The sequence below is a fragment of the Candidatus Methylomirabilota bacterium genome (assembly GCA_036005065.1).
In the GTDB taxonomy this organism is placed as follows: domain Bacteria; phylum Methylomirabilota; class Methylomirabilia; order Rokubacteriales; family DASRDR01; genus DASYQW01.
Genome location: DASYQW010000345.1, coordinates 1 through 6,900, shown reverse-complemented (window position 1 = coordinate 6,900; position 6,900 = coordinate 1). Strand labels below are relative to the sequence as shown.

The window sequence follows — 6,900 nt, the reverse complement described above, 5'->3', positions numbered from 1 at the left end:
GGAGCGGCCGCCTGGACCCGGACGGCAACATCCACCAGTTCCAGACCTGCACGGGCAGCCTCAACGTGACCCACTTCTGCGACGAGACGGTGGACGTTCTCCTGAACAAGGCACGGGAGGTGAGCGAGACGAAGGAGCGCGTCGACCTCTACCGGCAGGCCATCGAGAAGTTCGTCGGCGTTCACCGCAGCATCGTGTACCTCTACCACCAGAACTACATCGTCGCCTTCCCGAAGAACCTCAAGGGCTACAAGGCGGTGCCCGACGGGCTGATCAGAATCAAGGGCGTCACCTGGAACTAGTACGGCTGGCCGGGGGTCATCCGGCCGAGCCTCACCCTCGATCGCGACGCGGGAGCCAGCCATGAGATGGATCGGCCAGAGAGCGGGATTCGCGGTGGGGATGCTGGCGGGCCTGCTCCTCGCCGCCGCGCCGGTCTCGGCGCAGAAGAAGACGCTCGTCGTCGCCCTGAACCAGGACCCGGACATCATGGACCCCAGCCTGGCCCGGACGTACGTCGGGCGGATCGTCTTCGCGCACATCTGCGAGAAGCTCTACGAGATCGACGAGAACCTGAACGTGTTCTACCACCGGAGCTACATCGTGGCGCTTCCCAAGAGCCTCAAGGGCTACAAGGCGGTGCCCGACGGGCTGATCAGGATGAAGGGCGTCACCTGGAACTAGGCCGGGCCGGGGCCATCCGGGTTCGTCGGGACTAGCCGCGTGCTCGAGTTCCTGGTCCAGCGGAGTGTCATCTCGGTCATCACCCTCTTCCTGATCAGCCTGATCGTCTTCACCGGCGTCCGTCTGATCCCCGGGGACCCGGCCCGGGTCCTGGCCGGCACCGACGCCGACGAGGCCGGGCTGGAGGAGATCCGGGAGAAATACGGGCTGAAAGACCCGATCCCCCTGCAGTACGCGCGCTGGATCGGGCTCACGCTTCGTGGCGACCTGGGCGAGTCGATTCGCACGCGAGAGTCGGTGGCCCGCATCGTGGCGGTGAAGCTCCCCATCACCCTGCAGCTCGCCGGCTACGCGCTGGTCGTCGCGCTCCTGATCGCGATCCCGGCCGGCGTCCTGGCCGCCGTGCGGCGGAACACCGCCTGGGATTACCTGGCCAGCGGCCTCTCGCTGTGCGGGGTGTCGGTTCCGAACTTCTGGCTCGGCATCATGCTCATCCTGCTCTTGTCCGTGCGTCTGGGCTGGCTGCCCGCCTCGGGCTTCGTGCCGCTCGCCGAGGATCCGGTGGGAAACACCCAGCGCATGGTCATGCCCGCCTTCGTGCTGGGCGCGGCGCTGGCCGCCGTGCTCATGCGCCAGACCCGCAACAGCATGATCGAAGTGCTGAGCGCCGATTACATCCGCACCGCCCGGAGCAAAGGGCTCCCGCCGCGGGCGGTGGTCTTCCACCACGCCATCCGGAACGGCCTCATCCCGGTGATCACGATCTTCGGCCTCCAGCTCGGGGCCCTCATCAGCGGAGCCGTGGTTACCGAGCAGATCTTCGTCGTCCCCGGCTTCGGCCGCCTGATCGTGGAGGCCGTCTTCACCCGCGACTACCCGCTGGTGCAGGGCGTGGTGCTGATCACGGCGAGCGCCTACGTGGTGATCAACCTGCTGGTCGACCTGGCCTATTCCCTGGTGAACCCCCGCATCCGGGTCCCGGGCTCTCGCGGAAATGGCTGAGATCACCGGACGGAGCCCCTCCGGGGCCGTCGGGCGCTCGGCGACCGTGACTGGGCGTGAACACGGTTCCTCCGCCACCGTGTTCGCCGGCCCGAAGCGGCGCGGCCGCCTCGACCGCGGCTGGCGGCGTCTCGCCGGGCGCCCGCCGGCGCTGGCCGGCGCCATCGTGGTGCTGGGATTCGTGGTGATGGCGGTGGGGGCGCCGTGGATCGCCCCGGCGGATCCCATTCAGACCGAGTGGAGCCAGATCCGGAAAGCGCCGAGCTGGGCGCATCCCTTCGGAACGGACGACCTCGGGCGGGACAACCTCTCGCGCGTGATGTGGGGGGCGCGCATCTCGATGCGAGCCGGCGTGCTCTCGATCCTGCTGGCGATGGCCCTCGGGGTGCCGGCCGGTCTGGTCTCGGGCTACTACCGGGGCGGCGTCGATCAGGTCCTCATGCGGCTCACGGACGCCTGGCTGGCCTTCCCGTTTCTGATCCTGGCCATCGGCCTCGTCACCATCCTCGGCCCATCCCTCACCAACGCCACCCTGGCCATCGGTCTCGGCGCGACGCCGACTTTCATCCGCCTGACCCGGGGGCTGGTGCTGGGCACGCGCGAGGAGGACTACGTGCAGGGCGCGCGCGCGCTCGGGGCCGGCGACGGGCGCGTGATGGCCTGGCACATCCTCCCCAACATCGTGAGCTCCCTCCTGGTGCAGGCCACGGTCTCCATTCCCACCGCGATCATCGGCGAGGCGATCCTCTCGTTCCTCGGTCTCGGGGTACAGCCGCCCGCGCCGAGCTGGGGCACCATGCTCAACACGGCCCAGCAGTTCCTGGAGACCGCGCCCTGGATGGCCTGGTGGCCGGGCCTGGCCATCTTCGTCCTCACCCTGTCCTTTAACCTCGCGGGCGACGGCCTGCGGGACGCCCTCGACCCCAAGGACTACTGATGGGCCGCCACCCCGTGGCTCTCGCGTCCCCGCTCCTGATGAATGCGGTGGGGGGGTCTGGGGGAGGAGCGCCGCCGCTCCCCCCCAGGACTACTGACGCGTGTTAGCATGGGCGCCGTGCTCGGTCCCGCCAAGATCCGCATCGGGGTGATGCCCGGGCCGTGGCCCGATGGGGCCGCGGCGCACGACCTCCTGTGGCGCCTCACCGAGCTCTGCGAGACCACCGCCATCGACTCCCTCTGGCTCTCGGACCGGCTGCTGGCCGCGTCGCTCGAGCCGCTCACCGCCCTCGCCGCCGTGGCCGGGCGGACTCGCCGCCTCAAGTTCGGGACGGCCGTCCTGGTGCTGCCGTTCCGGAGCCCGATCGTGGCCGCCAAGGCGCTGGCGACGCTGGACGTGGTCTCGAACGGGCGGGTTTTCCCGGCGGTCGGCGTGGGACTCGACCAGCGGCGGGAGTGGGAGGCGGCCGGCGTCCCCCGCGAGGCGCGCGGCGCCCGAACCGACGAGGCCATCGAGCTGATCCGGCGGCTCTGGCTCGAGGACGAGGTGACCTACCGCGGCTCGTACTTCACCCTCGACCGCGTCCGGCTCCAGCCCAGGCCGATCCAGACGCCCCCGCCGCTCTGGGTCGGCGGCACGACGGAAGCGGCGCTCCGGCGCACCGGGCGGCTCGGCGACGGCTGGCTCGCGTCGCTCATCGCCCCTGATGCCTTCGGGCGGGCGGTCGAGCGCATCCAGGGGTATGCCGAGGCGGCCGGACGGAAGATCGAGGCCGACCACTTCGGGACGATCATCCCCTTCGTGCTCGCCGGCTCCCGGGAAGACGGGTGGCGGGCCGCCGAGCCCTCCCTGCCGCGGGACCGCGCGGACGAGGCGACGCTTCGCGCGGCGACCGCGGTCGGGCCGCCCGAGGCGGTGGCGGAGGTGATCGAGCGATACGTCGCACGCGGCGGGACGAAGTTCGTCCTGCGGCCGGCCGGGCCGCCGGCGGCCCTGCTCGAGCAGCTGGCCCGGCTCGCCGACGAGGTCATCCCCGAGTTCCATGCTCGATAGGACGACCTTCGCGCCACGCCCGAGATGAGCGAGGAGCGGACTCCGATGAGCGACCCGTCGGCGGCCACCGCCGAAGGCCGGCGGCTCCAGGACGCCGAGGCGCGGCGGGCCCACTGGCGGCGCTGGGGCCCGTATCTCGCCGAGCGTCAGTGGGGGACGGTGCGGGAGGACTACAGTGCGTCCGGCACCGCCTGGCAGTATTTCCCGTTCGAGCATGCCCGCTCCCGGGCCTACCGCTGGGGCGAGGACGGGATCGCGGGCCTCTCGGACCGCCACGGCCTCATCTGCCTGGCGCTCACCCTGTGGAACGGCCGTGACCCGTGGCTCAAGGAGCGGCTGTTCGGGCTGGACGGCCACCAGGGAAACCATGGCGAGGACGTCAAGGAATACTACTTCTACCTCGACAACACCCCGTGCCATACCTACATGCGCTACCTCTACAAGTATCCCCAGGCCGCCTTCCCCTATGCGGAGCTCCTCACCGAGAACGCGCGCCGGGGCCGCCGACAGCTCGAGTACGAGCTGATCGACACCGGGGTCTTCGATGCGGACCGCTACTTCGACGTCGTGGTCGAGTATGCCAAGGGCGCCCCCGAGGATATCCTGATGCGGGTCACGGCGATCAACCGGGGACCGGAGATGGCGCCGCTGGAGCTCCTACCGACCCTGTGGTTCCGGAACACCTGGGCCTGGGGCATCGACGAGCGGCGGCCGCGCCTCCGAGCCGTCGAGCCGGTCGAGGGCGGGCTCGCGGTCGAGGTCGTGCACCCCGCCTACGGCCGCCGCGTGCTCCTCTGCGCGGGGGCGCCGGCGCTGCTCTTCACTGAGAACGAGACGAACGTCCGGCGGCTGTGGGGGGGCGAGAACGAGGTCGCCTGCGTCAAGGACGGGATCGACGATGTCGTCGTGCACGGCCGGACGGAGGCGGTGAACCGGGTGGCGGCCGGCACCAAGATGGCCGCGCGGTATCCCGTCCGGCTGGAGCCGGGGGCCGCGGCCACCGTGCGGCTCCGCCTGACCGACCGGCCGGGTCCGGCGCCGTTCGGCCCCGCGTTCGACGCGACGTTCGCCGCGCGACAGCGCGAGGCCGACGAATTCTACGCCACGGTGATCCCGGCCGATCTCTCCGAGGACGCCCGGAACGTCATGCGCCAGGCCTTGGCCGGACTCCTCTGGACCAAGCAGTTCTACCACCTGGACGTGGCGCGCTGGCTCCGGGGCGACCCCGCCGGCTCCCCGCCGCCGCCCGAGCGCCTCCACGGGCGGAATCATCGATGGACGCACCTCTACAACGAGGACATCCTTTCGATGCCGGACAAGTGGGAGTACCCCTGGTACGCCGCGTGGGACCTCGCGTTCCACACGATCCCGCTCGCGCTCATCGATCCGGCCTTCGCCAAGGATCAGCTCGTCCTGCTCCTCCGCGAATGGTACATGCATCCCAATGGCCAGCTTCCGGCCTACGAGTGGGCCTTCAGCGACGTGAACCCCCCGGTCCACGCCTGGGCCGCCTGGCGCGTCTACAAGATCGAGCGCCGTGTCCGGGGGCGGGTCGACCGGCGCTTCCTCGAGCGCGTCTTCCACAAGCTGCTCCTCAACTTCACCTGGTGGGTCAACCGGAAGGACACCGAGGGCCGCAACGTCTTCCAGGGTGGCTTCCTCGGACTCGACAACATCGGCGTCTTCGACCGCTCGGCCCCGCTCCCCACCGGCGGCCGCATCGAGCAGGCGGACGGCACCGCCTGGATGGCGATGTACTGCCTCAACATGCTCGCCATCGCCCTGGAGCTGGCCCGCGAGGACTCCGCCTACGAGGACGTGGCCTCGAAGTTCTTCGAGCACTTCGTGAGCATCGCCCGGGCCATCAACGACGTCGCCGGTGAGGGGATCGAGCTCTGGAGCGAGCGGGACGGCTTCTACTACGACGTCCTCCACACCCCGGACGGCGGTGCCCACCCGCTCCGGCTCCGCTCGCTGGTGGGGCTGATCCCGCTCTTCGCGGTCGAGACGCTGGAACCCCGCGTGGTCGACGCCCACCCGGGGTTCAAGCGGCGCATGCAGTGGTTCCTGGAGAACCGGCCAGAGCTCGCCCCCCACGTCGAGACCGACACCGGCCCCGACGGCGGGGTCCGGCGCCTCCTGACGCTCGCCAAGGGCCCCCGGCTTCGGCGGATCCTCGCCTACCTGCTGGACGAGGCGGAGTTCCTCTCGCCGTTCGGCATCCGCGCGCTCTCCCGCTGTCACCGGGATCATCCCTATGTCTTCACGGTCGACGGCGCCGCGTATCGGGTCGACTACGAGCCGGCCGAGTCTTCCACCGGCCTGTTCGGCGGCAACTCGAACTGGCGGGGGCCGATCTGGTTCCCGGTGAACTTCCTCCTGATCGAGGCGCTCCAGAAGTACCACCACTTCTACGGCGATGCGCTCAAGGTCGAGTTTCCGACCGGGTCGGGGCACCGGATGACGCTCTGGGACGTGGCGGCCGAGCTCTCACGGCGGCTGACCCAACTCTTCCTGCGCGGGCCGGACGGCCGCCGGCCCGTCTTCGGCGGGACGGAGAAGCTCCAGACGGACCCGCACTGGCGCGACCTCATCCCGTTCTACGAGTACTTCCACGGGGACAACGGCGCCGGCATCGGGGCCAGCCACCAGACGGGCTGGACCGCGCTGGTGGCCAAGCTCCTCCAGCAGTCAGGCGAGCGAGTCTCCCTGCCGTGACGGCGGCCGCGTCCCGCCGGGCGCGGGTGGCCGTCCTGCTGCTCGTCGCGCTCGCGCTCTTCTCGAGCGGGAAGTTCGTCGTCCAGATGGCGGCCCTGGCCGCCCGGTCGGCGGGCCCGGACCGCGTCTCGCACTACCTGACGCGCTTTGTCGACCTGCGGCCGCTGCTTCCGCGTCATGGCGTCGTGGGGTACCTCTCGGATCGGCCCGACGCCGTCCAGGAGTACTACCTCGCGCAATACGCGCTCGCGCCACTCGTGGTCATTCAGAGCCCCGACCCGCCGGTCGTCATCGGCAACTTCTTCGACCCCGAGGCGGGCACCCGGCTGGTGGCCGAGGGGCGCTTTCCCGTGCTCAAGGACTTCGGTGAGGGCCTCCTGCTGCTGGGCGGCCGGACCAGGCGGTAGATGGGGAGGGGGCGTCCAGGCTCCCGCTTCATGATCCAGGAGCGTGTCGGAGCAATCAGCGGCCGATGACCCCAATCACGGAATGCGTCGAGTAGCGTC

At 70.4% G+C, this 6,900-nt stretch carries 7 protein-coding genes; all 7 read left to right on the top strand.

From position 1 onward, the window contains the following. On the top strand, positions 1–302 hold a 302-nt coding region (locus VGW35_23005), incomplete at its 5' end, for an ABC transporter substrate-binding protein (GenBank protein ID HEV8310541.1). Between the two features lie 61 nt (positions 303–363). Further along, positions 364–684, top strand: coding sequence for a hypothetical protein (locus VGW35_23000; GenBank protein ID HEV8310540.1), 321 nt, complete (start codon positions 364–366; stop codon positions 682–684). Between the two features lie 39 nt (positions 685–723). After that, positions 724–1,686, top strand: a complete 963-nt coding sequence (locus VGW35_22995) for an ABC transporter permease (protein HEV8310539.1) — start codon at positions 724–726, stop codon at positions 1,684–1,686. A 79-nt stretch (positions 1,687–1,765) separates the two neighbouring features. After that, positions 1,766–2,623 (top strand): ABC transporter permease, encoded by an 858-nt coding sequence (locus VGW35_22990; GenBank protein ID HEV8310538.1) that lies wholly within the window; start codon positions 1,766–1,768, stop codon positions 2,621–2,623. A 108-nt stretch (positions 2,624–2,731) separates the two neighbouring features. Further along, on the top strand, positions 2,732–3,676 hold the full coding sequence (locus VGW35_22985) for an LLM class flavin-dependent oxidoreductase (protein HEV8310537.1): 945 nt from the start codon (positions 2,732–2,734) through the stop codon (positions 3,674–3,676). A gap of 45 nt (positions 3,677–3,721) precedes the next feature. Then, positions 3,722–6,394: a glucosidase gene (locus VGW35_22980; protein HEV8310536.1), complete on the top strand. Its 2,673-nt coding sequence runs from the start codon at positions 3,722–3,724 to the stop codon at positions 6,392–6,394. Beyond that, on the top strand, positions 6,391–6,801 hold the full coding sequence (locus VGW35_22975; protein HEV8310535.1) for a hypothetical protein: 411 nt from the start codon (positions 6,391–6,393) through the stop codon (positions 6,799–6,801). The genes VGW35_22980 and VGW35_22975 overlap by 4 nt, the downstream gene beginning before the upstream one ends. Positions 6,802–6,900: the final 99 nt, after the last annotated feature.